Annotated in this window: 21 protein-coding genes; 20 read left to right on the forward strand and 1 reads right to left on the reverse strand. The window is 63.2% G+C overall.

Features of this window, described 5'->3' with window-relative positions; translation table 11 throughout:
- Positions 1 to 23 precede the first annotated feature (23 nt).
- Entirely contained in the window at positions 24 to 1,055 is a 1,032-nt protein-coding gene (locus NKI29_RS27475; RefSeq protein ID WP_352571254.1) for a LacI family DNA-binding transcriptional regulator, read from the reverse strand.
- 372 nt (positions 1,056 to 1,427) lie between these two features.
- On the opposite strand from NKI29_RS27475, the gene NKI29_RS27480 reads away from it, so the two are divergent.
- The 20 genes from NKI29_RS27480 (at position 1,428) to NKI29_RS27575 (ending at position 24,524) form a co-directional block, all read left to right on the forward strand.
- Complete coding sequence (locus tag NKI29_RS27480) at positions 1,428 to 3,041, forward strand: extracellular solute-binding protein (protein WP_352571253.1); 1,614 nt, start codon at positions 1,428 to 1,430, stop codon at positions 3,039 to 3,041.
- A 78-nt stretch (positions 3,042 to 3,119) separates the two neighbouring features.
- Positions 3,120 to 3,980, forward strand: a complete 861-nt coding sequence (locus NKI29_RS27485) for a carbohydrate ABC transporter permease (protein ID WP_254820511.1) — start codon at positions 3,120 to 3,122, stop codon at positions 3,978 to 3,980.
- The gene (locus NKI29_RS27490; protein ID WP_352458309.1) at positions 3,977 to 4,936 is read left to right on the forward strand and encodes a carbohydrate ABC transporter permease; all 960 of its coding nucleotides are present in this window, start codon (positions 3,977 to 3,979) and stop codon (positions 4,934 to 4,936) included. The genes NKI29_RS27485 and NKI29_RS27490 overlap by 4 nt, the downstream gene beginning before the upstream one ends.
- Positions 4,933 to 6,024, forward strand: coding sequence for an ABC transporter ATP-binding protein (locus NKI29_RS27495; protein ID WP_352797892.1), 1,092 nt, complete (start codon positions 4,933 to 4,935; stop codon positions 6,022 to 6,024). Before NKI29_RS27490 ends, NKI29_RS27495 begins: the two co-directional genes overlap by 4 nt.
- Position 6,025: 1 nt before the next feature.
- Positions 6,026 to 7,099, forward strand: a complete 1,074-nt coding sequence (locus NKI29_RS27500) for an ABC transporter ATP-binding protein (protein ID WP_352571252.1) — start codon at positions 6,026 to 6,028, stop codon at positions 7,097 to 7,099.
- Positions 7,100 to 7,149: 50 nt separating this feature from the next.
- Positions 7,150 to 8,238: a Gfo/Idh/MocA family protein gene (locus NKI29_RS27505; protein ID WP_023675779.1), complete on the forward strand. Its 1,089-nt coding sequence runs from the start codon at positions 7,150 to 7,152 to the stop codon at positions 8,236 to 8,238.
- A gap of 42 nt (positions 8,239 to 8,280) precedes the next feature.
- Entirely contained in the window at positions 8,281 to 9,195 is a 915-nt protein-coding gene (locus NKI29_RS27510) for a sugar phosphate isomerase/epimerase family protein (RefSeq protein ID WP_023675780.1), read from the forward strand.
- 37 nt (positions 9,196 to 9,232) lie between these two features.
- On the forward strand, positions 9,233 to 10,174 hold the full coding sequence (locus NKI29_RS27515; RefSeq protein ID WP_023675781.1) for a sugar ABC transporter substrate-binding protein: 942 nt from the start codon (positions 9,233 to 9,235) through the stop codon (positions 10,172 to 10,174).
- Positions 10,175 to 10,235: 61 nt separating this feature from the next.
- On the forward strand, positions 10,236 to 11,240 hold the full coding sequence (locus NKI29_RS27520) for an ABC transporter permease (RefSeq protein WP_245274659.1): 1,005 nt from the start codon (positions 10,236 to 10,238) through the stop codon (positions 11,238 to 11,240).
- On the forward strand, positions 11,237 to 12,019 hold the full coding sequence (locus NKI29_RS27525; protein ID WP_023675783.1) for an ATP-binding cassette domain-containing protein: 783 nt from the start codon (positions 11,237 to 11,239) through the stop codon (positions 12,017 to 12,019). The genes NKI29_RS27520 and NKI29_RS27525 overlap by 4 nt, the downstream gene beginning before the upstream one ends.
- A gap of 34 nt (positions 12,020 to 12,053) precedes the next feature.
- Positions 12,054 to 13,235 (forward strand): aldose 1-epimerase family protein, encoded by a 1,182-nt coding sequence (locus tag NKI29_RS27530; RefSeq protein ID WP_023675784.1) that lies wholly within the window; start codon positions 12,054 to 12,056, stop codon positions 13,233 to 13,235.
- A gap of 91 nt (positions 13,236 to 13,326) precedes the next feature.
- A complete protein-coding gene (locus NKI29_RS27535; RefSeq protein WP_023675785.1) occupies positions 13,327 to 14,415 on the forward strand; it encodes a fatty acid desaturase family protein in 1,089 nt (362 codons plus the stop codon).
- Positions 14,416 to 14,459: 44 nt separating this feature from the next.
- Positions 14,460 to 14,774 carry a MocE family 2Fe-2S type ferredoxin gene (locus NKI29_RS27540; protein WP_023675786.1) on the forward strand — a complete coding sequence of 105 codons (315 nt, stop codon included), beginning with the start codon at positions 14,460 to 14,462 and terminating at the stop codon, positions 14,772 to 14,774.
- Positions 14,775 to 14,811: 37 nt separating this feature from the next.
- Complete coding sequence (locus NKI29_RS27545) at positions 14,812 to 15,612, forward strand: 3-methyl-2-oxobutanoate hydroxymethyltransferase (protein ID WP_023675787.1); 801 nt, start codon at positions 14,812 to 14,814, stop codon at positions 15,610 to 15,612.
- Positions 15,613 to 15,837: 225 nt separating this feature from the next.
- A complete protein-coding gene (locus NKI29_RS27550; protein ID WP_352797896.1) occupies positions 15,838 to 17,280 on the forward strand; it encodes a DHA2 family efflux MFS transporter permease subunit in 1,443 nt (480 codons plus the stop codon).
- Between the two features lie 280 nt (positions 17,281 to 17,560).
- Entirely contained in the window at positions 17,561 to 18,547 is a 987-nt protein-coding gene (locus tag NKI29_RS27555; RefSeq protein WP_352797899.1) for an ABC transporter permease, read from the forward strand.
- 59 nt (positions 18,548 to 18,606) lie between these two features.
- Complete coding sequence (locus NKI29_RS27560; protein ID WP_352797901.1) at positions 18,607 to 19,632, forward strand: sugar ABC transporter substrate-binding protein; 1,026 nt, start codon at positions 18,607 to 18,609, stop codon at positions 19,630 to 19,632.
- A 217-nt stretch (positions 19,633 to 19,849) separates the two neighbouring features.
- Positions 19,850 to 21,973, forward strand: coding sequence for an ABC transporter permease (locus NKI29_RS27565; RefSeq protein WP_352797903.1), 2,124 nt, complete (start codon positions 19,850 to 19,852; stop codon positions 21,971 to 21,973).
- A complete protein-coding gene (locus tag NKI29_RS27570) occupies positions 21,970 to 23,028 on the forward strand; it encodes an SMP-30/gluconolactonase/LRE family protein (protein WP_352797905.1) in 1,059 nt (352 codons plus the stop codon). The genes NKI29_RS27565 and NKI29_RS27570 overlap by 4 nt, the downstream gene beginning before the upstream one ends.
- On the forward strand, positions 23,028 to 24,524 hold the full coding sequence (locus NKI29_RS27575) for a sugar ABC transporter ATP-binding protein (protein WP_352797907.1): 1,497 nt from the start codon (positions 23,028 to 23,030) through the stop codon (positions 24,522 to 24,524). Before NKI29_RS27570 ends, NKI29_RS27575 begins: the two co-directional genes overlap by 1 nt.
- The last annotated feature ends 296 nt before the right edge of the window (positions 24,525 to 24,820 follow it).

Below are 24,820 nucleotides of genomic sequence, written 5' to 3' on the forward strand. Positions count from 1 at the left end.
TATGATCGGCTTCGGCCCTTCTTTCAGATCTCCGGGATGCTTTCCCTGAAGATCACTTGCAGCCGTGGCTGGTGCAGTTCGTAAGGCAAGCCCCTGACCGCATGGGTCAAGGTGTTGAGCGCTTCGCGGGCTTCGACGCGCGGGTTCTGGTCGATGACCGCGTCGAGCGTGCCGTCGAGCAAGAGCTCCTTGGTGCCCTCCGTTACCTCATGGCCGAGAAAGACCGTTGACAGTGCACGCCCGCGTTCCCTTAGCGCGCGGGCGATGCCGGTGTTGCCGGCGCCGACATTGTAGATGGCGGCCAGGTCCGGGTGCCGGTCCAGCAGGGCGGAGGCCTCCGAATAGGCCTTCTCCCGGTCGTCGAGCATCTCGCGCATCTCGACGATCTGCAGATTGGGCGATTCTTCCGCCAGTATGTGGCGGAAGCCCATCTCGCGCTCCTCGTGGCCGCGGTAGGAGAGCGAACCGGCGAACAGCGCGACCTTGCCCGGACGCCCGGCACCCATGAAGCGGTTGAGAAGGTAGCCGGCGAGCCGGCCGGCGGCGCGGTTGTCGATGCCGATATAGGCAACCCGCGGCACATGCAGGATGTCGGAAGCGATGGTGACGACCCTGACGCCGCTGGCCGAAAGCGAGCGGATCGCCTCGCGGACCGTCGGATGGTCGAGCGCGATCACACCGACGCCTTGCGTCTGCCCGTGCAGTTCCTGCAGCAGACGCGCAAGCCGGTCCGGATTGAAGCCTTCGATGGTAGCGACGCGGACGTCGAGGTCCGGCCGCGCCTGCGCCTGCGCCTCGATCTGGCGGTGCAGCATCTTGATGAAGGAATTGGTGCCGGCGGGCAGGGCGAAATCCAGCCGTATGACCTCGCCAGTAACCGCGTTGCGCTGGTTCGGATTGTTCGAATTTTCAGCGATATAGCCAAGCCGCTGTGCCGTTTCGAGCACGACCTCGCGGGTGCGCGCCCGAACCCCGGCGCGGTTGTTGAGCACACGGTCGACCGTGGCGGCCGAAACGCCGGCCTCCCGGGCTATGTCTGTCAGGGTGGACCGCACTGTCGATCACCTCATTCCAAAACGCGCCAGGGGCGCATCGAGATCACGCATTTCATGGGTCCACCGTCGGAGAGCGGCTTCATCGCCGTCCGCGATTCTGATGGGAAATGATGTAACCGGCCTTGGCCGATGCGCAAGCCGCCGCGCTACACCAAAATGCCCAAGCAGACCAAAGCGGGGAGGTGGGCAGCCGGGCTCCCTCAAATTCAAGCACCGGCTTCAGTATGAGAGCCTTTACAAACGCCATTCTTCCCCTCCCATGAGATGTTATGAGGTGTATTGATTATTTATGATGTTGACAGCCTTCGTATAGTGCCGTCAATATCCATCATAAGGGCCGTGGAGGAACAAGGCCCTGAGGGAGGAGTTCCAATGTCGAATTTGATCCGCGTGTCGCGGCGCCGTTTGCTGGCGTCCGGTGGAAAGGCGGCAGTCCTTGTTGCCGCCGCAGGTATTGCACCGAAATTCATTCGCCCAAGCCGTGCCTATGCGGCCGATGCCCTGGCGCCCGGCATGATCGGTGGCCCGACGGGCTTCGACGGCTCGGAGCGCTACCAGTATGGCGCCGACACGCCCGAGGGCCGCGCCATCGAGGCGGCCAAGGCGATGAAGGGCGCCGGCAAGGCGCCGGCCAAGATCGTGCTTGGCCTGTCCGACGGCTCGATCGGCCAGCTAACCCAACCGTTTCCGGCCGGCGCGCCGTCGATCAAGGATCTCTGGGAGAAGGAAACCGGCATTCCGTTGGAAATCGTCGGTGTGCCGAACGGCCAGGAATTCACCAAGACGATGCAGGACATCTCCACCAAGGGTGGGGCGTATGACATCTACGCGGTCGAATGGAACCGCCTTGGCGACCTCGCCGAAACCGGGGGCATCCTCAAGCTCGATGACTTCGTCGCGCAGTACAAGCCGGAATGGGACGATCCCGAGCGTGGCTACGTCAATGGCGCCAAGGGCGTGTCGCTACTCAACCAGTACCGCGGCTCGACCTATGGCGTGTCGCTGGATGGCGACTTCCAGACCTGGGTCTACCGCACCGATCTGTTCGGCGACGCAAACGAGAAGAAGGCCTTCTCCGACAAAAACGGCTATGAACTGGCGGCGCCGAAGACGTGGAAGCAGCATGACGAGATCGCGGCCTTCTTCCAGCGCCCGGACAAGGGCCTGTTCGGCTCGACCGATCTGCGCAACCAGGGCTGGGGCTACACCAACTGGTATCAGCGTTATGTCTCAATGGCTTCGCCCAATCAGTTCTTGTTCGACGATGCCGGCAAGCCGCTGATCAATTCGGAGCAAGGTATCGCGGCGACCAGCGAGTACATTGCGTCGCTGTCGCATCATTCGCCGGATGCGATCTCCTGGGGCTGGCCGGAGCAGTACGGCAATTTCGCCAAGGGCGGCGCGGCCATGACCTGTGCCTTCTCCAATCTGCCGAAATTCCTCGACAATGCCGGCAACAAGGATTCAGCTGTCACCGGCAAGATCGGCTCGATGCTGCCGCCCGGCCGCGAAATCGACGGCAAGCTGGTCAGCCGGTCGGTGCTGTGGCTCAATCTGTCGGCGTCGGTGTCCTCGCAAGCCAAGAATCCGGAGGCCTGCTACCTGTTCCTGCAGTGGCTGGGCTCAAGCCGCATCTACGCCTGGATGACTGCCAATCCGGGCGGCTACTTCGATCCGTTCCGACTATCGGATTTCTCGGATCCGCTGGTTCGCCAGACCTATCACGCCTACCACATGGACGTGGTGCGCGAGACGGTCGCCCGCACCGTGCCCACCATCAACTATCCCGGCGCCACCGCCTTCCACAACGCGCTGGACGAGAACCTCGTCGCCGCGCTGACCAAGGCCAAGACAGCCGAGCAGGCGATGGCCGACACCGAGGCCGAGTGGAAGAAGATTGCCCGCCGCACCGGCGAGGAGAAGCTTCTCGAAGCCATCAAGACCAACAAGGAGGCCTGGCCGACCGTCCTCGATCCAATCGCCTGATCCTTCCAGGATCCTACCAAGAAGGGGAGGAGCGGTCGCTCTTCCCCTCGGCAACGAAGGACCCAGCAAAGCCGCAAGATGAAGCGTTCAGTTCCTTTCGAGATATTCCGCTATGCCGCGATCCTTGCGGCGATGGCGGTGACGCTGGTGCCGATCCTGTGGATGGTGTCGATGGCGTTCAAGCCGATCGCCGAATGGTCGGCGACCGGCGCCGACCTGACCTGGTGGCCGAAGAACCCGACACTCAGCAATTTCCGCTTCGTCTTCGGTGAATCGACCAACAATCTGATCGTCGCGCTCGACCGCACAGCTTTGAAGCCGATCCTGTCGTCGCTGCTGTCGGCCACATTCGGTACGGCAATCGCCATGTCGGCGGGCACCGCGGCGGCCTACGGCCTGTCGCGCTTCGGCTCGGGCCAGAACCTGCCGCTGGCGCTGATCCAGCTTCGCCTGTTTCCGCCGATGGCGGTCATGACCCCGGTGATGATCATGTGGGCCTTCCTCAATTTCACCGACAGCTGGTGGGGGCTGTCGTTGATCTACGGCATCGTCACGCTGCCTTTCGCCTTCTGGCTGATGAAGACCTTCTTCGACGACATGCCGCGCGAGATCGAGGAAGCGGCGCTGGTCGAGGGCTGCTCGCGGTGGCGCGTCTTCACCCGCATCACGCTGCCGATGATGCGCGCGCCGCTGGCCAGTGCTGCGCTGTTCGTCTTCATCCTCAACTGGTCGGACTATCTGATTGCATTGCTTCTGACGACGCGCGAATGGGTGACGGTCCCCGTCTACATGGCCTCGCTGTCCTCATCGATGACCGGACAGCTCTACGGCGCCAAGGCAGCCCTCGGCCTGATAGCGGCAGTGCCGCCTGTCATCATGGGCATCGCCATCCAGCGCCATCTGGTGCGCGGACTGACCTTCGGGGCGCTCAAGCAATGAGCGCGGTGACTGCGACGATTTCGGAGGGCGACATGCAAGCCTCCAAAGCGGCGTCGGTGCTGCCGGACGAGGGCGCAAAGCTCGGCTTCCGGCTGACGCTGCCGGCGCAGATCCTGGTGCTGTTCATCGCCGTCTTCCCGCTCCTGATGCAGCTCTACATCAGCCTGACCGACTGGTCGCCGCTGTCGGGCACCGGCTGGTGGAACGCCTGGTCGATGTGGAACAGTTTCGCCAACTACACCGACCTTGCCGCCGATGCGCGCTTCTGGAGTGCGCTGAAGCGCACGGCCATCGTCATGATCGTCTGCGTGCCGGCGGAGTTCCTGCTCGGCTTGGCGCTCGCGACACTGTTTGCCGACGAGTTCCCCGGCAAGCGGATCTTCTACTCGATCCTCTTGATGCCGATGATGGTGGTGCCGGCGGTAGCCGGCTACATGTTCTTCATGCTGTTTCAGTCAGGCGGCCCGGTCAACGACATCCTGTCGGCGATCTCAGGCTTTCCCGTCACCATCGCCTGGCTGTCGGACCCGACGCTGGCGCTCATCGCCGTCATGGTCGCCGACATCTGGCAGTGGACGCCGCTGATGTTCCTGATCCTGCTTGCCGGCCTGGTCGGCGTGCCCGACGACCAGATCAAGGCGGCGACGCTGCTCGGCGCCAACCCGTGGCAGCGCTTCGTCACCATCGTGCTGCCGAAGATGAAGACGATCATCATCATCGCGCTGGCGATCAGGGTGATCGAGAACTTCAAGATATTCGACACGCTTTACATCATGACCGGCGGCGGTCCCGGCGTCGCTACCGAAACCATCTCAGTCTACATCTACAAGCTCACCACCCAGGACCTGATCTGGGGCTATGTGGCGGCAATCGCGCTGGCCATATTGATCGTGCTGTCCATCGCTGCGGTGTTTGCCATGAAACGCATGGCCCGGGTACGCGAGGTGGCGGCATGAGCACCATCCACCTGCAGAACCTGGTCAAGAAATTCGGCGACTTCACCGCGCTGAAGACGATGGACCTGGCCATTGCTGACGGCGAGTTCATGGCGCTGCTCGGGCCGTCCGGCTGCGGCAAGTCGACGACGATGAACATGATCGCCGGCATGGAAGGGCCGACCAGCGGCAAGATCCTGTTTGGCGAGCGCGACATGGCCGGCGTGCCGATGGGGCGGCGCGGCGTCGCCTTCGTCTTCCAGAACTATGCGATCTTCACTCATATGAGCGTGCGGCAGAACCTCGCCTACGGGCCGAAAATGCGCGGCGCACCAAAGGCCGAGATCGGCCGCCGTGTCGACGCCATTGCCGAGATGCTGCAACTGACGCCGCTGCTCGACCGCAAGGCGGACAGACTGTCGGTCAACATATTGCAGCGGGTGGCGATCGGCCGTTCGGCGATCATGGAGCCGGCGATCTTCCTGCTCGACGAGCCGCTTTCCAATGTCGACGCCGCCTTCCGGGCAGTGATGCGGACCGAACTGAAGCAGTTGCAGCGGCAGTTCCGGCAGACCATGGTCTACGTCACCCACGATCAGCTCGAAGCAATGACCATGGCCGACCGCATCGCGGTGATGGACCACGGCGTGCTGCAGCAGGTCGGCACGCCGCTCGAGGTCTACAACAACCCGGCCAATGTCTTCGTCGCCCGCTTCATCGGCGCGCCGGGCATGAACCTGCTCAAGGGCAGGCCGGCGGAAAGCGACCGAGGTCTGGTCATCGATCTCGGCCCGCTCGGCGTGACACCGCCGCTGCCGGTCGAGATCGCCGATGCCGTACCCAGGATGCGCGGCGAGGTGTTTTATGGCTTTCGACCGGAGCAGGTGACGCTGGCTGAAGGTGGCCGTGGCCTGTCCATGCCGGTGAGTTTCGTCGAGCGGATCGGCGCGCGCACCATCATCCACCTTGGCGACGGCGAGACTGCGGTGAAGGCGGTGTTCGACAATGATGTCGGGCTGGCGATCGGGCAGACAGCTGTCGTCGCGCCTGCGGCGGAGGCGGTGCGCGTCTTCGACGCCGCCTCCGGTCTTGCATTGAGAGCAGGTTGAGATGGCCGATATCGTTTTCCGTAATGTGACAAAACGCTATGGCGGCACGCTTGCCGTCGACGATGCGTCGTTCGCGGTGAACGACAACGAGTTCTTCTGCTTCTTCGGGCCGCCGCTGTCGGGCAAGTCGACGATACTCCGTCTGGTGCTCGGGCTGGAAACCCCGGACGCGGGCGAGATCCTGATCGGCGGAAAGCCGGTCAACACAGTGTCGCCGGCCGACCGCAACGTCGCCATGGTGTTCCAGAATTTGGCGCTGTTTCCGCATATGAGCGCGCGCGACAACATCCGCTTTCCGCTGGTCGAACGCCGGGTCGCCGAAGCCGAGATCGAAAAGCGCGTCGCCGATGTCGCGGCCAAGCTGCATATCGGCCATATCCTGCACAAGCCGCCGGCACAGCTTTCCGGAGGTGAGCGGCAGCGCGTGGCGATTGCCCGCGCGCTGGTGCGGGATCCCGCCGCCTATCTGATGGACGACCCGATTTCGGCGCTCGACGCCCGGCTGCGCGAGGAGACGCGGGTCGAGCTCAAGCGCATCCAGCGCGAGCTCGGCAAGACGCTGATCTATGTCACGCACGACCAGGAAGAAGCGATGTCGGTCGCCGACCGAATGGCCATTCTGGAGAACGGCAAGATCAGGCAGATCGGCGCGCCGGCCGAGATCTATGACCGGCCGGCCAGCACCTATGTGGCGCGGCTGCTCGGGTCGCCGATGATGAATATATTGAAGTCGGTGCACGGCGCGGAAGGCGTGGAGGCGGCGGAAGGCACGATCCGCGTCGCGGACAAGGCTGCGCCGGCCGATGCCGTCGAGATCGGGCTCAGGCCGGAAGACATCAAGGTCAGGTCTTGGTCGGGTGGAATGCCGGAGGGGGGCGCGGGCCGCCCGGCGCGAGTGTTCGAGGTCGAGCCGCTCGGCGGCTACACCGTTGTGACGCTCGCCGCCGGAAAGACGCGTCTGCGGGCGCTGTTACGCGGCCAGCCGGACATCAGGCCGGACGCGATGGTAGTGATATCCTGCGAGCCGGGCAGGGTGCATTATTTCGGACAGAGCGGGGGAGCCTTGGCACGATGACGGCGGCTGCAAGGAACGAGCTTCGGGAGGAACATATGGCAAGCCAAGAAATGGTGGGCAACGGCTTCGAGCCGGACGTTAAAGTCCGCACCAGGGAATACAGGATCGGCTGCGTCGGCGCCGGCATGATCATGGCCGAATGTCACCTTGCCGCCTACAAGGAAGCCGGTTTCCCGGTGGTGGCGATTGCCTCGCGGACCAAGGCCAGCGCCGAGAAAGTCGCCAAACGCTGGGATATCCCAACCGTCCACGACACGCCGGAACAGCTCATCGAGGACAAGAACGTCGAGATCATCGACCTTGCCTTTCCGCCGGACAAGCAGCCGGCACTGATCCGTCATGCTCTGAAGCAGGCACATATCAAGGCGATCCTGGCGCAGAAGCCATTGGCGCTGTCCCTTGAAGAGGCCGTCAAACTTCGCGACGAGGCGGCCAAGGCAGGCAAGATCCTCTCGGTCAACCAGAACATGCGTTACGACCAGTCGATGCGCGTCTTGAAGCAGATCATCGACAGCGGCGCGCTCGGCGACATCGTTTTCGCCCAGATCGACATGCATGCGATCCCGCACTGGCAGAGCTTCCTCGAGGACTATGACCGGCTGACGCTCGCCAATATGAGCGTCCACCATCTCGACGTATTGCGCTTCCTGTTCGGCGATCCCTTGGAGATCACCACCCTGACCCGCAAGGATCCGCGCACCCGCTTCGATCATTCGGACGGCATCACCGTGTCGACGATAAAGTTCCCGTCGGGCGTGCTCGCCGTATCGCTTGAGGATGTCTGGTCCGGTCCGCGCCAGGAGGGCTACAAGGACGACCAGCACATCAACTGGCGCGTCGACGGCACCAAGGGCGTCGCCAAGGGCACCATCGGCTGGCCGACAGGTTCTGCCTCGACGCTGACCTATGCCTCGACCGAGACCACCGGTGGTGAATGGGTGACGCCCAGCTGGGACACGATGTGGTTCCCGCATGCCTTCATCGGCGTCATGGAGCAGCTCCAGCACGCGGTCAAGACGGGCGAGCCGCCGGCGCTGTCCGTCGCCGACAACGTCAAGACCATGGCGCTGGTCGAAGCCGGCTACCGCTCCATCGACAAGGGCCGGACCGTCAAGCTTTCCGAAATCTCGATCAACTGAAACACCGGACGACTGAATCACTTACAGGGAGGACTTCACACCATGATGCAGGCAGGTATTTTCACGGGTTATTTCCCGTATGGCCTCAAGGAAACCGCGCAGAAGATCCGTGCGCTCGATTTCAACACCGTGCAGCTCGACCTGCATTTCAGGGATATCGACCTTTCCGCCGGACAGATCACCAAGGACAAGGCCAAGACTGTCCGCGATACGTTCCGCGACCACAATCTGCCGATCTGCTGTGTGTCGGGCTACACCAACATCATCCATCCGGACCTGGGCGAGCGCGAGCGGCGCGTCGGCTATTTGAAGGAGATCATCCGCAACGCACGCCATTTCGGCACCCCTTACGTGATCTCGGAAACCGGTACCTACAACACCGAGTCCGACTGGGTGCATCACCCGAAGAACAAGACCGAGGAAGGTTTTGAGGAATGCCGCAAGGTCATCGCCGACCTTGCCCAGACCGCCTATGACCACGGCGCAGTCTTCCTGCTCGAAACCTATGTCAACAATGTCGTCGGTTCGGTCGAAGAGACGGTGAGGATGTTCGCGCAGATCGACCACCCAGGCCTCGGCCTGCTGATGGACCCGACCAACTATTTCGAAACGCACAACATCGACAGGATGGACCAGATCCTGAACCAGGTGTTCGACACATTGACCGACAAGATCAAGATTGCCCACGCCAAGGACGTCAAGCGTTCCGGCGGCGACAAGTCGGAAAAGCACGCAGACATCGGCGACGAGGACGCGCTGGAGAGCCACACCTTCCGCGGCGTCGGCGAGATCGAGCTGCCGGCGCCCGGCCTCGGTTCGCTGAATTACGACCTCTATCTCAAGCGGCTGGCCGAAAAGCATCCGAACATCCCGGTCATCATCGAGCATCTTTCGGAAGACGACGTGCCCCGTGCCAAGAAATTCCTCGACGGAAAATTCCGCGCCAACGGACTGTGATGGCGCGGTTCGGCTACGAAACAAGGGAGGAAGAGAAATGTTGAAATTCGCGTTGAAAATCGCTGCCGCGGCGACGGTTCTCGCCGGTGTTGCGCTGGGTACGCCGGCGCTGGCGCAGGACGCCCAGAAGACGTTCTACCTGCTGTCGCATGGCGGCCCGTCGGATGCCTTCTGGATCGACTGGAATGCCGGCGCCACCAAGGCCTGCGACCAGCTCAAGGTGACCTGCAAGATCTCGTTCAGCGGCGGCGACATGGCGGCGCAGAAGGAAGCCTTCAACTCGGCACTCGCCGCCAAACCGGACGGCATCGCCACGACCTCGGCGCAGCCCGGCCTGTGGACCGAGGAGGTCAAGGCAGCCAAGGCGGCCGGCATCCCGATCGTGTTCTTCAATACCGACGATCCGGCAACCGGCCGGCAGGCCTATGTCGGCGCCGACCTTAAGGAAGCCGGTGTCATCTGGGCGAAATATCTGGTCGACCACAAGATGGTGAAGCAGGGCGACAAAGTGTTCCTGCCGGTCGAAGTGCCGGGCGCCAGCTACCAGCAGCTCGAGACCGAAGGCATTGCCAGCGTCTTCGATCCGCTCGGCATCAAATATGACGTGGTCGATTGCGGCACCGATCCGGCCGGCATCATCGCCAAGATGACCGACTACATGGTTGCCAACAATCCGCCGGCAATCATCGCGCTCGGCGATTCCGTCGCGGCCAGCGTCAAGCGGGTGTTCGACGGCGCCGGCGTGCCGGCCGGCAAGATTCCGGTCGTCGGCTGGGGCAATTCGAAGGAAACCGCCGAGTCAGTCAAGTCCGGCTTCATCAACGCGGCTGCCTGGCAGTTCCCATCGGCGCAGGGCTTCATGCCGGTGGCGCTGCTCGGTCTCGCCGCCGCGGGCGAACCGATCGGCTACGACATTCACACGTTCAGCCTCTACGACGCCTCGAGCGTCGAACCGATCCTGAAACTCTACAACAAATGATTGAAACTGACGCTCGCCGCGCAGGCGGCGAGCGTCACCCTGGCGTATGGTTCGAACTGTCATGACAATTGCCGCAGAAGAGGAAATGCCGCGTGCCAAACGCAGGTCGAGCCTGATGCGCTCGCCGCAGTTCTCTTCGCTCGTCATCCTGATCGTCCTGCTGGCGGTGTTCGCGATCGCCGACGCGAATTTCCTGTCGCCGCTCAACATCTCCAACATGATGGCGTTCCTGCCCGAGCTCGGCATCATCGCGCTCGGCATGACGCTGCTTCTGACGGCGGGCGAGTTCGACCTTTCGGTCGGTGCCGTGTTCGGGCTGGCGCCGGTCGTCGTCATGCTGCTGGTGCAGAACGGCGGGTTTGATATTGGCGTCGCGCTGTTGGCCGGCCTGCTGCTCTGCATAGCGATCGGTGCGATCAACGGCCTGATCGTCACCAAGATCGGGATCTCGTCCTTCCTGGTGACACTGTCGATGTTGCTCGTCGTGCGTGGGGCAGCGCTTTACATCACCCAAGGCTTTCCGCTGAAATCCTGGAACCAGCCAGGCTTCTTCGTGACGCTGCTGGCCGGCAGCTTCAATATCGGAACGTTCCGTTTCTATACCTCGCTTTGGTGGTTCATCGGCCTGTCGCTACTGGCGATCTATGTGCTGCACTACGCCAAGCTCGGCAACTGGATCAGCGCTATCGGCTCGAACCGTAACGCTGCCGTGGCGCGCGGCGTGCCGGCCGATGCGGTCAAGATCTGGCTGTTCATCCTGACCTCGGTGCTGGCCGGTCTCGCCGGCATGATCAGCGCCTTCCGCATCTCTGCCGCCTCGCCGGTGGCCGGCACCGGCTACGAGCTCGAAGTGATCGCCATGGTGGTGGTCGGCGGCACTGCGCTGACCGGTGGGCGCGGCACCATCCTAGGCACCATCGTCGGCGCGCTGATGCTGCGCAGCATCCGCAACGGCATCGTGCTGATCGGCGTGCCCGGGCTCGCCTATAACATCTTCGTCGGCGTCATCATCCTTGCCATGCTCATCCTGCACGCTTTGCTGCAGAAGAACGCCGCCAGGAGCTGATCATGGAAGTGCTTCGGCTGCAGAATTTGCAAAAATCCTTCGGCAGCGTCCGCGCCCTGAAGAGCGCCTCCTTCACGCTCAACGAGGGCGAAGTGGTGGCCTTGCTCGGCGACAACGGCGCCGGCAAATCGACATTAATCAAGGCGATCTCCGGGGTCTTTCCCGTCGATCGCGGCGACATCTATGTGCGCGGCCAGAAGGTCTCCATCCGCTCGACGCGCGACGCGATGGATCTCGGCATCGAGACCATCCACCAGGACACCTCGCTGGCTCCCGATCTCAGCATCGCGCGCAATCTTTTCCTTGGCCGCGAGCCGGTCAATCTCAAATGGCTTGGCGTGTTCGCGCCGCTCGATCTCGCTCGATTGCGCGATGCTGCGTCGGCTCTATTGAAGCGCGTCGGCATCTCGAAGAAACTCGACGCCGATGCGCTGGTTAGCACGCTGTCAGGCGGCGAGCGTCAGTCGATCGCCATCTCCCGCGCCATGCAGTTCGCCGCCAAGGTCATCATCCTCGACGAGCCGACCAACAATCTCGGCGTCGAGGAAACGCACGGCGTGCTGCGCTTCGTCAAGGAAGTGCGCGACGCCGGCCACTCGGTGCTTTTGATCACCCACAACATCCATCACGTCTTCCAGGTCGCCGACCGCATCATCGTTATGCGCCGCGGCGAGATCGTCGCCGAGCAGACGGTCGCCGGCACCGATCTGCTGACCGTGGAAAGCATCATCACCGGCGCCGACATGTCGGCCCTGCTCAAGGAGACGAGAGCGAAGTGAAGGACGGGAGCAAAGTGAAAGAACTGGCCGTCACATGGTAGAGCTTTACGGCAAGACGCTGTCGCGCCGGCAGGTCTCGGAACGCTCGGGCATGCTGTCGCAGTTCGCCGGCGTGCGGCTGATGACGCTTGGCGACGGCGTCGAGCGCGGCATCCGCATGCTCGAATTCCGCACCGGCTCCGGCCTGCGCTTCACCGCGCTGGTCGACCGGGCGCTCGATATCGCCGATTGCGATTTCAGGGGCCAGGCGATCGGCTGGCACTCGCCGAGCGGTTTTCGCCATCCCGGCCTGCACGAATATGAAGGCGAGGAGGGATTGGCGTGGGCGCGGTCGTTTTCCGGCCTTCTGCTGACCTGCGGCCTCGACCATATATTGTTCATGAACGAAGTACCGGCCGATACCTACAACTACCCGCCGAAGACGATGGTGCGCCATTCGCTGCACGGCCGCATCAGCACCATCCCGGCGCGGCTGACCGGCTATGGCGAGACCTGGGACGGCGACCGCTGCGTGTTGTGGGCCGAAGGCATCGTTCAGCAATCGACTGTATTCGGCGAGGATCTGCACCTGCTGCGGCGGATCGAGGCCGATGTCGGCGGCAACGAGATCCGGCTTTCGGACCGTGTCGTCAATCACGGTTTCAACCGTACGCCGCATATGTATTTCTACCACATCAATATCAGCCATCCGGTGCTCGACGAAGGATCGCGCTACCTGGCGCCGATCCGCGACGTCGTCTGGGCGGGCCATGCCGGCGAGCGCTATGAAGTGCAGAAGGTCGGCTACCGCACGGTGCCGGCGCCGCAACCGGGATTCAAGGAACAGGTCTGGCAGCACGAGCTCGGCGCCGACAGCGCCGGCGAAGTGCCGGTCGCGGTGGTCAACGACAGGCTCGGCCTCGGCTTGCAGGTGGTCACGCGCAAGGACCAGTTGCCTTGCGCCTATCAATGGCAGAATTTCCAGGCCGGGCAGTACGCGCTTGGCATCGAGCCCTCGACGCATCATGTGCTGGGAAATCTGGCCGCGCGCGAACGCGGCGAGATGATCTGGCTGGAGCACGGCGAGAGCCGCTCCTACGATGCCGTGTTCCGGGTTCTCGACGGCGCCGGCGAGATCGCCGATGCGGAGAGCCGGATCGCGGCAATCGCCAGGCAGCCGCGAGAGGACTACCCGCAGCCGTCGGGCCGTTTTCCTGTTCTTGGAGGCAGGTCGTGATAATGGCGAACAAGATACGGGACACCAGTTGGGAGGCTGGCTCCGGCCGGAGCGGGGAGGGCTCGCGGCAGATCGGGAATCGGAGGTCACAATGGCTGGCACGGTAAAGCGCGATTACAGCCTGGTCGGCGAAAGCACGCGCAGGGCGATCGAGACGGGACTGGCCTCGGCGGAGTGGTACCACACGGATGTCCCTCGCAAGGCGATCAAGGAGCTGATGCAGCGCTCAGACGGCCCGGCGATCCGCGACACGATCATCTGGATCGTCGCCATCCTCGGCTCCGCCGCCGGCGCCATCTATTTCTGGGGCACCTGGTGGTGCGTGCCGTTCTTCTTCGTCTACGGCGTGCTCTACGGCTCCTCCAGCGACTCGCGCTGGCACGAATGCGGCCATGGCACTGCCTTCCGCACGCGCTGGATGAACGATGTCGTCTACCAGATCGCCAGCTTCATGCTGATGCGCAACCCGGTGACTTGGCGCTGGAGCCATGCCCGGCACCATACAGACACGATCATCGTCGGCCGCGACGCCGAGATCGCCGTGATGCGCCCGCCGGACCTTTTGCGTGCGGCGCTGGCTTTCACCGGCATCCTTGATTTTCGCTATTCGCTTCCGGCGCTGGTACGCCAGGCGCTCGGCAAGCTGACGCCCGACGAGAAAAGCTACGTTCCCGAGATGGAACAGCACAAGGCCGTCATCGCGGCGCGCTGGCATATTGCCATCTACATCGCCACGATAGCACTCGCCCTCTACATGCAGTCGTGGGTGCCGGTGGTGCTCATCGGCGTGCCGCGCCTCTACGGCACCTGGCACATGGTGATGACCGGCCTGCTGCAACACATCGGTCTGGCCGACAACGTCGTCGACCACCGGCTCAACACCCGTACCGTGTACATGAACCCGATCAGCCGGTTCATCTACTGGAACATGAACTACCACGTCGAGCACCACATGTTTCCGATGGTGCCCTATCACGCGCTGCCCAAGCTGCATGAATTGATCAAGCACGATCTGCCGGAGCCGAACCCGTCGATATGGCATGCCTATCGCGAGGTCTGGCCTGTCCTGCTCAGGCAGCTCAAATACGAGGATCATTTCCTCAAGCGCGAACTGCCGCCAACGGCCAGGCCCTATCGTGGCGAGTTCCACGAAGTGAACATGTCGGCGGCGGCTGAATAGGCACCGCACCGGCGCCATGCAGAAAATTTCAGGAGAGATATAGAATGGCCGATTGGGTCGAAGCGTGCGCCGTGGACGATGTCGAAGAGGAAGATGTCATCCGCTTCGACCATGGCGGCCGCACCTTCGCGATTTACCGTTCGCCGGACGATGAATTCTTCGCCACCGACGGGTTTTGTACGCATGAGAAGGCGCATCTGGCCGACGGGCTTGTCATGGACGACATCATCGAATGCCCCAAGCACAATGGCCGCTTCAATTATAAGACCGGCCAGGCGAAGGGCGCTCCCGTTTGCGTCAATCTCGCGACCTATCCAGTCAAGGTCGAAGCTGGCAAGGTGATGATCCAGATCGCCTGACCGGCCTTCTGTCACGTAGCAAAGGGGACCAAAATCCATGAGCCGGAAAAGACCGACCGTCGCAGACCTGCGGGCCATGAAGGGCAAGCGGCAGTTGACCATGCTGCGCGTGCTGACGATGGACGAGGCCGAGGCCGCCGAACGCGCCGGCGTCGATATCGTCTCGGTGCCGCCGGAGCTGGTGCTCAATCCGCAATACCGCGATGCGGCACCCAGCCTGTTCACCATGCCGGGCGAGAATTTCTTCGAGATCGGCACCGCCGACGATTTCGTCCGCTGGGCGTTCCGGCTCTACAAGGCCAGCGCCGATGCGGTCTACTGCAGCGCCGGGTACGCCACCATCAAGCGGATGGCCGACGATGCCATTCCGGTAATCGGCCATGTCGGCCTCATCCCGTCACGCGCCACCTGGACCGGCGGCTTCAAGGCTGTCGGCAAGACCGCCGACACCGCCATGCAGGTGTTCGAGGCGGTGAAGCAACTGGAGGCCGCCGGCGCGATCGGCGCCGAGATCGAGGTGGTGCCGGTGGAAGTGGCCAAGGCGATCTCGGAACGGACGTCGCTGATCATGCTGTCGATGGGAGCGGGCACCGGCTGTGACGCGCAGTATCTGTTCGCAGACGACATCCTCGGCCAGAACCGTGGCCACATGCCGCGCCATTCCAAGGTCTATCGCAATTTCGCCGCCGAATACGATCGCCTGCAGGCCGAACGCATCGCTGCCTTCTCCGAATATGTCGCCGATGTGAACAGCCTGGCGTATCCCGAAGACAGGCACGTCGTGCACATGGACCCGGACCAGCTCAGTCTGTTCCTGGAGAAGATCGAAGCCGCATAAGACGCCCCGGCAGCGGCACAAAGCGTCATCGCGGATCGTGAAGGCCGGTTCGGCGCCAGGGCCAGGTCATCGCATGGCCGGCTGCGATGCCACACGAAAGTTTGTTGGACCAGGTCTGGACGGCACCGGCCAGATGCTGTTGAAACCGGTGCGTCATCGGTTTGCCGGACAATTGTGCGGTTGCCGATGGAGCGGGTGAAAATTCCCCTTCGGACAGTTCTGCGCATGACCGCCATTCCCGAAAACAAAGCCTTGCCCGAAACCGCGCCGGCGGCGCGGCAAGCTCGGCGGGTGGCGCTGATCGTCGCCGTCGCCTTTTTCATGCAGCTTCTGGATTCGACCATCATCTCGACCTCGCTGCCGCAGATGGGAGAATCCTTCGGCGTACCGGCGGTGGCGATGAGCATCGGCATCACCGTCTATATGCTGACCATGGCGGTGTTCGTGCCGCTGTCCGGCTGGCTTGCCGACCGTTTTGGCGCGCGCAACATCTTCCTCGTGGCGATCGCCCTGTTCACGCTGGCCTCGCTCGTTTGCGGCATCTCACAGAACCTGGCCGAGTTCGTCGCCGCACGCGCGGTTCAGGGCCTGGGCAGCGCGCTGATGACGCCGGTCGGCCGCATCCTGGTGCTGCGCAACGCGCCGAAATCCGAGCTTCTCAACGCCACGGCGCTGATCACCTGGCCGGCGCTGTTCGCGCCGGTGGTCGGGCCGGTGCTTGGCGGCTTCATCACCACCTATCTCTCCTGGCACTGGAATTTCTTTATCAACATTCCGCTTGGGGTTGCCGGTTTGGCACTGGTCGCTCGCTTCATTCCCGGCGACCGCGAAGGCGGCGCTAGGCCGCTCGACTGGCCGGGCTTCCTGCTGACCTCGGTGGGGCTCGCCGCGATGCTCTATGGCCTCGAGCGCATCGCGCATCCGCAGGAGGGTGTGTTGCCGACCGTGGCATTGCTCGGCACGGGCATTTTGGTCGGCTGGCTGGCGGTGCGGCATCTGCGACGCGCCAACCATCCGCTGCTCGATCTCACAGCTTTCAAGGTGCAGACCTTCGCCATCTCGACGCTGTCGGCCGGCACGATCTTCCGGATCGCCATCAACGCCACGCCGTTCCTGCTGCCGCTTTTGTTCCAGGTCGGCTTCGGCCTGAGCCCGGTCGATGCGGGCATGATGATCCTGGCCTATTTCCTCGGCAATCTCGGTATGAAGGCGGTGACGACGCCGACGCTGAGGCGATTCGGTTTCCGTTCGGTGCTGATCGTCAACGGCGTGATCGCCTCTTTGTCGATCATGGCCTGCGCGGCGCTTTCGCCGCAGACGCCGCAAGCGTTGGTGGTGGTGCTGATGCTGATCGCCGGACTGTCGCGATCGATGCAGTTCACCGCGCTGAACACGCTGGCCTTCGCCGATGTGGCCTCACAGCAGCGTAGTTCGGCGGCGACGTTGTCCAGCATGCTGCAGCAGGTGGCGATGCTGTTCGGCGTGGCGGTTGCGGCGGCACTGCTCAACCTGTCACAGATCGCCAGGGGCGCGGCAGCGCTCGATCTCGTCGACTTCCGCCTTGCCTTCCTGGTGATCGGCGCAATCGGGCTCGTCGCCTCGTTCCGCTTTCTGGCGTTGGCGAAGGCCGCCGGCGCCGAGGTCTCGGGCCATGTTTCGCGGATTTGACGCGGGAATCCAGCGGCGATCGCGGACATAAATTCTGCCTGCTTCGCTCGTTGTGGAACAAACTTTTGCGAACGGTTCGATTGGCACGGTCAATTGCAAAAGTGCTTGAGTTCCTGGCATTGCGCCAGCCTCGCTAATCGGCGCGTCCAACCGCAGAATTTCCTCGCAAGCCGGCCTGCAATGCGCGGATTCATTTGACGAATTGGTCTTGAGCCGATTAGCTTTCGTTCCGATGGCCGCAGAGGGAGCAGGGCGTAGCCATCGCGGGTGAAAGCGGGCAATGAACGCGACCGGCTGGCTAAACTGGAGAAGCCTGAACCAGGAGGGCATTGTCTTTGCCATCGCGGTTGTGCTGTTCATTGCCGCCGCCATCGGACTGCCCGGGTTTATCAACTCGAACAATCTCGTTGCCATCGTGCGCTCGGTCTCGGTGCTGGGCATATTGGCGCTCGGCATGGCGGTCGTCATTATCGGCAGGGGCATCGACCTGTCGGCGGTGGCGATCATGGCGATGTCGGTCGCCTGGTATCTGCAACTGCTGAATTCGGGAACATCCGACGAGCTGGCCTTCGCCTATGTGCTCGCCGGCGTTCTCGCCATCGGGCTGTTGAACGGAATCCTGGTCGCCTACGCCGAGGTTCCGGCGATCTTCGTGACGCTGGCGACCGCATCCTTCGTCTTCGGCTATGTGCGTTCACAACTGATCACGCAGGACGCCGTGCCGGTGCCGCCCGGCCATTGGGTCGAGCTTCTGGGCGGGCTGCGTTTCCTCGACATCCCGGTCGAGGTGTTTGTCTTCGCCGGGCTGGCTTTCGCCTTTTTCCTGTTCCTGCGCTACACCAAATGGGGCCGCTACGTCTATTTCGCCGGCGACAACCCGGTCGCGGCGCGCAACATCGGCATTCCAGTGCGCCCGATGCTGGTGCTGCGCTACGTGCTGTCGGCCCTGGTCTCGCTGGTGGCCGGCCTGCTCACCGCCGCCAGCCTGCATTCGATCAACACCCGCATCGTCAATTCCACGCTGCTCTACGACATCGTGCTGGTGGCGGTGATCGGCGGCATCGGTCTGTCTGGCGGGCGGGGCGGGGTGCGCAACGTGCTGGTGGGTGCCGCGCTGATCGGCATCCTGCTCAACGCGATGACCATCATCGACATTCCGCTGCTCTATCAGAACCTGATCAAGGCCGCGATCCTGCTGGCGGCGATCATCGTCGACGGATTCATCAATCCGCGCGACGAGCAGACCGCGCAGCAAGGCGACATTTAGACTGACGCGAACGGTTGGGGCCGGCCGCGAACGACAACGACCAAACCAGAGGATGTGACATGAAAATCATCAGGACGTTTATGGCTGCCGCGGCAGCGCTTGCCGCCTCCGCATTCGTGGCGCCGGGCTTCGCGGCCGAAGATCCGGGTCCGGGCGCCTATTCGCAAGCACTCAAGGGCAAGCGCGTGATGCTGGTACCGATGGCGATGGGCTTCGACCTGGCACAGGGCTGGGCGCATTACCTGAAGACGGAGGTCGAGGCCTGGGGTGGCGTGTTCGAGACGCGTGACCCGAACTGGGTGGTCGATGCCGGCGCGCAGGCGATAACCGACGCAATCTCGTCGGACACCAGGCCGGACGTGCTGATCATCCATTCGCCGGACCTCAACTCCTATGCCAAGCTGATGAAGAAGGCGCAGGCGGCCGGCACCTATGTCCTGCTGGTCGACAATCCGGCGAACTTCCCGGCCGATGCCTTTGTCGGCAGCGACTGGGATCGCCTCGGCCAGCTGGAAGCCGAAGCGGCGATCAAGGGTTGTGGGCCGAACTCGTCCAAGAAGATCGGGCTGGTGCAGGGCGACCAGGCCAACTCATCGAGCCTCTACCAGTATGCCGGCATCATGAAGGTGCTGGACAAGAACCCGGACTTCAAGGTGGTGGCCAAGCCGGACTCCAACTGGGATGCGACGACCTCGCGCAACGTGACGACGACGATGCTGCAGCAGAACCCCGACATCTGCGCCATCATCGATTTCTGGGACGGCGACGCGACCGGCGCATCGGCCGCGATCCGCGATGCCAAGCTCGAGGGCAAAGTCTTTCTGGTCACCACCGGCGGTGGCGAAAAGACCGCCGACTGCGACAAGCTGCAGGACGGCACCTATGGCGCGGTGGTGATGACCGACCTTGCCCGCCAGTCGGGCGACATGAACGCCGTCATCAAGTTCCTGTTGCAGAGTGGCCAGCCGGCCGGCACCTCGCACACCTACATCTATACGCTGGAGAAGGCGACAACCAAGGCCGACCTCAAGCCAGACAGCTGCTGGGACTTGAAGGCACTGCAAGCCCAAGCTGCGGCCAAGTAGGCCGGCTTTCCTGAGCTTGGCGCTGCCCCTCATCCGCCTGCCGGCACCTTCTCCCCGTATAGTGACGGGGAGAAGGGATACGCTCCAACGCTGGCGACCCCCTCTCCCCGTCTCTATACGGGGAGAGGGTAAGGGTGAGGGGCAGCGCAAACCTGAGGCGATTGTTCTGCGGATAGCCCGGCCTCTTTTTCCCTTTTCTCTCGAATAGCAGCAACCGATGTCCTTTCGCGAACGCCTCCAGTCCTGGCGCTACAATCTCGTGCCCGACCATCTCGTCGGCGAGATATTGAGCAAACGCTGGACCGACAACGCCATTCCGTTCCTGGCGCTGGTGGCGACGCTCGGCGTGTTCGGTTCAATCATTCCCGGCTTCTTCAAGCCGATGTCGCTGCAGGAATCGACCCGCCAGCTCGGCGAGTTCTCGCTGGTGGTCACCGGCATGACGGTGGTTATGCTGGGCGGCGGCATCGACCTTTCGGTCGGCTCGATCTTCGCGCTGTCCTGCTTTTCCGCCGTGTTCGTCTTCTTCATCCTCGAACAGTCGGTGTGGCTGGCGCTGGCCGCCTCGATCGTCACCGGCCTGCTGTTCGGCGCGATCAATGGCTATCTGATCGGCTATTTCCGCCTGCGCGCTTTCCTGACGACACTGGTCACCTTCATCTTCGGGCGGGCGCTGTTCGACATATTGGTCACCACCTATGCCGCCGACGTGCAGCTTTCCGATGCCACATCGGATGTGCTGGACTTCATCGGCGACGATACCTTTTGGGGCCTGTCGGTTGCGGTGTGGGCGGCGATTATCCTGGCCATCATCACCCACGTCGCGCTGACGCGCTCGCGGCCCGGCTGGCATGTGCAGGCGGTAGGCGGGTCGCGGCGCTCGGCCCACAATGCCGGCATCCGCGTGCGCCGCACCGTGTTCATGACTTATGTGTTCTCCGGCTTCTGCGCCTCGCTCGGCGGCTTCCTCATCGCTTGCCGGCTGAGCGGCGCAGGGCCGGGCACAGGCCTCAACCTCGAGGTCATGGCGTTGACGGCGGCGGTCGTCGGCGGCGTCAGCCTGGGCGGCGGCCGCGGTTCGGTGATCAAGGGGCTGATGGGCGCGATCATCGTGCTGACGATGACCAACGGGCTGATCCGACTGGGCTATGGCACCGGCACCAACCAGATGGTGCTGGGCATCATGCTGGCCGTCGCAGTCACCATCGACATTCGCTGGCTGAAGAACCGACACAAGGTGCTGGACGAGGTCTATGTCGCACCGGTCTATCTGAAGATGGGCGCAACGCAGTCGGCGGCACCGGGCTCGGGCACGCCTTACGAGCTCGACAATCGGCTGTCGGAGGCTGACCATATCGGGCTCGGCGAGCTGGAAGGGCCGGAAGACGTCATCCTCGACCGCGACGACCATCTCTATTGCGGCACGAGGCATGGCGAGATCGTCCGTTTCTTCGCGCCGGATTATAAGCGCTCGGAGGTCTTTGCCCATATTGGCGGCTTTCCACTCGGCCTGGCCTTCGACAAAACAGGCAATCTGATCAGCTGCGTCGGCGCGATGGGCCTCTATTCGGTCTCGCCGGAGCGGGAGGTGAAGCGGCTTTCGGCGGAAACGTCGCGCTCCTGGACTTCCATCGTCGACGATGCGCGGCTGCGCGATCCCAATGATTGCGACATCGCGCCGGACGGCCGCATCTATTTCACCGATTCCACCAAGCGCTATGACGCGCACGACTGGGCGCTGGACTCGATCGAGAACCGCGCCACCGGGCGGCTGCTCGTCTATGACCCGAAGGACGGTTCGACGAAGACTTTGCTCGACGGCTATCGCTATACCAACGGCGTGTGCATGGCGCATGACGGCAAGTCGCTGTTCTTTGCCGAAAGCTGGGCGTGCCGCGTGCATCGCTATTGGCTGGTGGGGCCGAAAGCGGGCGCCGCCGAATGCGTCATTCGCGACATGCCGGGCTACCCCGACAACATCAACCGAGCGTCAGACGGCAATTACTGGATGGCCTGGCTCGGCATGCGCACGCCGAGCTTCGACCTGTCGCTGCGCCACCCCGACATGCGCAAGCGCATGACGCGCCGGTTGCCGCAGGACGAATGGCTTTTTCCCAACATCAACACCGGCGGTGTGGTGAAATTCAACGAGAAAGGCGGCATCGTCGAAGCGATGGGCGATCTGTCGGGCACCGCGCATCCGATGGTGACTTCGATGCGCGAGCACAAGGGTTTTCTGTTCGTGGGCGGCATCCTCAACAACCGGATCGGCCGCTACCGGATTGCCGGCGCCGACCCGAACTGGACCAGCCCCGCTTCCTATTGGGGTGCCAAGCCATGATGCTGGACCCGATCCTCGACATCTTTCGCGGCAAGGCGGTGACAATCCCGCCGCTAGACGGTGCCTTCAGGCCGAATACGCTGCTGGACGATGCTGCGGCCTTTGCTGAACTGCCCGAGCCTGACAATCTGCTGATCGCCGACGGTCAGCTGCTGGCGTCCAGCGGCAATGCCGTCTACGCGCTCGCCGCCGGTGGCGCGCCTGTTCTGGTCGAGACATTTCCGGCCGCGGTCACAGCGCTCGCGCGCTCGCCCGCCGGCGAACTGACGGTCGGGCTCGAAAGCGGCAGGCTGCTGATTGCAGGCAAGGAGGCCGCCCTGCCGGCCGAGATCCGCTGCATCACAGCACTCGCCTATGCGGAAGATGGCACGCTTTGGCTGGCCAATGGCTCGGCCGAACACGGGCCGTCGGAATGGGCCGCCGATCTGATGAAGAAGGGGGCGTCGGGTTCGCTGTGGAAGCGCGATCCGCCAGGCAGCGAATTCCGCAAGCTCGCCGGTGACATCGCCTTTCCCTATGGGCTGCATCCAACCGGCAAGGATGTGTTGGTCAGCGAGAGTTGGCGGCACCAACTCGTCCGCTTCGACAGCGCGACAGGCAGCCGCTCGACGGTGCTGGCGCATCTGCCCGGCTATCCCGCGCGGCTATCGCCCGCCGCCGATGGCGGTGCCTGGCTGGCGCTGTTTGCGCCCCGCAACCGTTTGATCGAATTCGTGCTGCAGGAAAAGCACTATCGAAACGACATGCTGGCGCAAGTGTCGCCGCAACACTGGATCGCGCCGGCACTCGCCTCCAACCGCAGCTTCCTCGAGCCGCTGCAATGCGGCGGCATCCGCACCATGGGCATCCACAAGCCATGGTCGCCGAGCCGCTCCTACGGGCTGGTGGTCAGGCTCGATCGGGACATGCGGCCGCAGTACAGCCTGCACAGCCGCGCCAACGGCACGCGCCACGGCATCTGCAGCGTGGCGGAGAAAGACGGTCGCCTGTTCATTGCCTCGAAAGGCGGCGATTGTCTGCTGGCCATCGATCTGGCTTCAGGAGGGCATCGCTGATGGAACCGATCGTCCGCCTGGAGAACGTGACCAAGACTTACCGGGGCGTGCCCGCGGTGAGGAATGTCAGCTTCGGGCTGCGCAAGGGTGAGATCCACGCGCTGCTCGGCGAGAACGGTGCGGGAAAATCGACGCTGACCAAGATCATCGCCGGCGTTGTCGACGCGACATCGGGAAAGATGTTCCACAAGGGCCAGGAGATCGCCTACGCCTCGCCGCATGCGGCGCTTCAAGCCGGCATCGCCATGGTGTTCCAGGAGACCAGCCTGGTGCCGTCGATGACCGTGGCGCAGAACCTCTATCTCGGCACCGAGAGCTTTCTCAACCGGCTGCGCGGCACCTACATCTCGGCGCAGCAGTTCCTGCAGTCGCTGAATTTTCCTGTCGACCCCAATGCCATGGTGGCGACGCTGGGCGCCGCCAAGCGGCAGATGGTCGAAATTGCACGCGCCGTCCACCACAATGCCGAGATCATCATCTTCGACGAGCCGACGGCGACGCTGACGCCAGAGGAAAAGCGGCACTTCTTCGCGCTGATCCGCCGGCTCAAGGCAAGGGGCGTATCGATCGTCTTCATCAGCCATGCGCTCGAAGAGGCGCTTGATATCGCCGACCGCATCACCATCCTGCGCGACGGCGAGCTGGTGATCACCGACGACACCGCCGCTTTCGATCGCGACAGGATCGTCGCGGCGATGGTCGGGCGGACGCTGTCGGGGCAGCTCTACAGCCAGCGCGACGAGACCAAGCTGCGCAAGCCCGGCAAGAAGGTGCTGTCGGTGCAGGACATCTCGATGAGCAACGTCGTGCGCAACAATTCCTTCTCGATCTTCGAGGGCCAGATCACCGGCGTCTTCGGGCTGATCGGCTCAGGCCGCACCGAGACGTTCAAGATCGTCTCCGGCATCTACAAGCGCGACTTCCTGCGCGGCGGCACCATCGAACTGGACGACCGGCCGGTGCGCTATCTCGTGCCGAGCGAGGCGGTGGCGGACGGTATCGTCTATGTCACCGAAGACCGCAAGAGCGAGGGGATATTCGAGACGATGGACGTCGCCGAGAACCTGTTCGGCGGCTTTTTGGCGGCGGGGCGGGAAAAGGGCTGGGTAATCAACGCGCAGGAGATGCGGGCGCTGTCTGCCGAATGGACCAGGACGCTGAACGTCAAGGCGATCAACGATAATGCGCGCGTGGTCGAGCTTTCCGGAGGCAACCAGCAGAAGGTGGTGATCGGCAAGGGGCTGGTGCAGAAGCCGCGCATCGTCATCTTCGACGAGCCGACGCGCGGCGTCGATGTCGGCGCCATCGCCGAGATCCACCAGATCATCAACCGCCTGGCCGACGAGGGCCTGGCCGTCGTCGTCATCTCGTCCTACCTGCCGGAGATCATGAACCTGTCCGACCGCATCCTGGTCTGCCGGCAGGGCCGCATCGTCGAGGAGTTCTCGCCGGCGGAGGCGACAGAGGAGAAGATCATGTACGCGGCCGTGCATTAGGTTCCCGGGCGCGGAAGGTTGACATTTGGATGGTTTTTGCGCCGGCGGATCGTACACTTTGGAGATTGGCCGAGGCGGCCGTCGTTTCGTCATCCTGGGGCGAAGCAAGGAGCGAAGCGACGCGGCGCAGACCCCAGGATCCATGCCGCTACATCAGAGCGCTGCCGCGGTGCAGCATTCTGCTCCGCTGCACGCTTCGAGTTGTGTGCGTCAAGTTCTGCAAAATGGCGTGGCATTGCGGTGACGTCGGCGTGTCCGCCGCGCAGCCCCCGTGTTTAGCGGAGCGGCGGACACAT

The organism is Mesorhizobium sp. M0678, assembly GCF_040320505.1.
Lineage (GTDB): Bacteria > Pseudomonadota > Alphaproteobacteria > Rhizobiales > Rhizobiaceae > Mesorhizobium.

Bases quoted from the DNA above. Each gene is read 5' to 3' on its own strand.
- NKI29_RS27510 (WP_023675780.1), top strand. From the start codon at position 8,281: ATGATGCAGGCAGGTATTTTCACGGGTTATTTCCCGTATGGCCTCAAG.
- NKI29_RS27535 (WP_023675785.1), top strand. From the start codon at position 13,327: ATGGCTGGCACGGTAAAGCGCGATTACAGCCTGGTCGGCGAAAGCACG.
- NKI29_RS27540 (WP_023675786.1), top strand. From the start codon at position 14,460: ATGGCCGATTGGGTCGAAGCGTGCGCCGTGGACGATGTCGAAGAGGAA.
- NKI29_RS27520 (WP_245274659.1), top strand. From the start codon at position 10,236: ATGACAATTGCCGCAGAAGAGGAAATGCCGCGTGCCAAACGCAGGTCG.
- NKI29_RS27480 (WP_352571253.1), top strand. From the start codon at position 1,428: ATGTCGAATTTGATCCGCGTGTCGCGGCGCCGTTTGCTGGCGTCCGGT.
- NKI29_RS27555 (WP_352797899.1), top strand. From the start codon at position 17,561: ATGAACGCGACCGGCTGGCTAAACTGGAGAAGCCTGAACCAGGAGGGC.
- NKI29_RS27485 (WP_254820511.1), top strand. From the start codon at position 3,120: ATGAAGCGTTCAGTTCCTTTCGAGATATTCCGCTATGCCGCGATCCTT.
- NKI29_RS27530 (WP_023675784.1), top strand. From the start codon at position 12,054: ATGGTAGAGCTTTACGGCAAGACGCTGTCGCGCCGGCAGGTCTCGGAA.
- NKI29_RS27500 (WP_352571252.1), top strand. From the start codon at position 6,026: ATGGCCGATATCGTTTTCCGTAATGTGACAAAACGCTATGGCGGCACG.
- NKI29_RS27495 (WP_352797892.1), top strand. From the start codon at position 4,933: ATGAGCACCATCCACCTGCAGAACCTGGTCAAGAAATTCGGCGACTTC.
- NKI29_RS27575 (WP_352797907.1), top strand. From the start codon at position 23,028: ATGGAACCGATCGTCCGCCTGGAGAACGTGACCAAGACTTACCGGGGC.
- NKI29_RS27560 (WP_352797901.1), top strand. From the start codon at position 18,607: ATGAAAATCATCAGGACGTTTATGGCTGCCGCGGCAGCGCTTGCCGCC.
- NKI29_RS27565 (WP_352797903.1), top strand. From the start codon at position 19,850: ATGTCCTTTCGCGAACGCCTCCAGTCCTGGCGCTACAATCTCGTGCCC.
- NKI29_RS27550 (WP_352797896.1), top strand. From the start codon at position 15,838: ATGACCGCCATTCCCGAAAACAAAGCCTTGCCCGAAACCGCGCCGGCG.
- NKI29_RS27545 (WP_023675787.1), top strand. From the start codon at position 14,812: ATGAGCCGGAAAAGACCGACCGTCGCAGACCTGCGGGCCATGAAGGGC.
- NKI29_RS27505 (WP_023675779.1), top strand. From the start codon at position 7,150: ATGGTGGGCAACGGCTTCGAGCCGGACGTTAAAGTCCGCACCAGGGAA.
- NKI29_RS27515 (WP_023675781.1), top strand. From the start codon at position 9,233: ATGTTGAAATTCGCGTTGAAAATCGCTGCCGCGGCGACGGTTCTCGCC.
- NKI29_RS27490 (WP_352458309.1), top strand. From the start codon at position 3,977: ATGAGCGCGGTGACTGCGACGATTTCGGAGGGCGACATGCAAGCCTCC.
- NKI29_RS27570 (WP_352797905.1), top strand. From the start codon at position 21,970: ATGATGCTGGACCCGATCCTCGACATCTTTCGCGGCAAGGCGGTGACA.